The organism is Pseudoroseomonas cervicalis ATCC 49957 (genome assembly GCF_000164635.1).
Lineage (GTDB): Bacteria > Pseudomonadota > Alphaproteobacteria > Acetobacterales > Acetobacteraceae > Pseudoroseomonas > Pseudoroseomonas cervicalis.
The window spans coordinates 1-966 of the sequence record NZ_GG771088.1 but is presented as its reverse complement, the minus strand read 5'-3'; the positions used below and the strand labels follow the sequence as shown (position 1 = coordinate 966).

At 76.6% G+C, this 966-nt stretch carries 1 protein-coding gene; it reads right to left on the bottom strand.

Annotated features, from left to right (window positions below; all coding sequences use genetic code 11):
* Positions 1 to 203 precede the first annotated feature (203 nt).
* On the bottom strand, positions 204 to 966 hold a 763-nt coding region (gene cobA / locus HMPREF0731_RS21885; RefSeq protein ID WP_007006439.1), incomplete at its 5' end, for a uroporphyrinogen-III C-methyltransferase.

The following is a 966-nucleotide window of genomic DNA, read 5'->3' as shown; positions in this document are numbered from 1 at the left end:
GGCCCGGGCAACCGGCGCGGCGGAAGGCGGGGCGGGGGCCTCCGCCAGCGGGGCCGGCGGCAGGTCGAGGAGCGGGGCGGGGGCGTCACGCAAGGCCAAGGCGGGCATTCCTTCTGCCCGGCCTTCCTAGGCCCGCTGGCGGGCGCCTTCCTTGCGCTGCATCAAGTTTGGATCAGAAACTGCTTATGGAGCGCGGCACCGCCTCAGCGGCCGCAGACCTCGCCCAGCAGCAGCAGGCCGGGGCCGTCGCCGATCCAGCCGGCGGCGTCGCGCGCCACCTCGTCGAAGCGGCCGCGCAGCACGCGCTGGCGCGGCGTGCCGCCCCATTCGAAGAAGGCCGCCGGCAGGTCCGGGCGGGCGCCGGCCGCCATCATGCCGGCGAACAGCCCGGGCAGGGTGGTGACCGCCATGTAGACCGCCAGCGTCTGGCCCGGCCGCGCCAGCGCGGAGAAATCCACCGCCAGCTCGCCCTCCCGCGTGTGGCCGGTCAGCAGGGTCAGGCTGCGCGACGCCTCGCGATGGGTCAGCGCGATGCCGGCCTGGGCGGCGCAGGCCAGGGCGGCGGTGATGCCGGGCACCACCTCGCAGGCGATGCCGGCCGCGCGCAGCGCCTCCAGCTCCTCCCCGCCGCGGCCGAAGACGAAGGGGTCGCCGCCCTTCAGCCGCACCACCCGCTTTCCCTCCCGCGCCAGGCGGATCAGCAGGGCGTTGATCTCCGCCTGGGTCAGGCTGTGCCGGTCGCGCGCCTTGCCGACGAAGATGCGCGGCGCGTCGCGGCGGGCCATGGCCAGCACCGCCTGGGGCACCAGCCGGTCATGCAGGATGATGTCGGCCTCGCCCAGCAGGCGCTGGGCGCGCAGCGTCAGCAGATCGGCCGCGCCCGGCCCGGCGCCCACCAGATGCACGATGCCGGGCGGCGCGGCGTCGGCCTGCTCCAGCGCGGCGTGCAGCGCCGCCTCGGCCTCC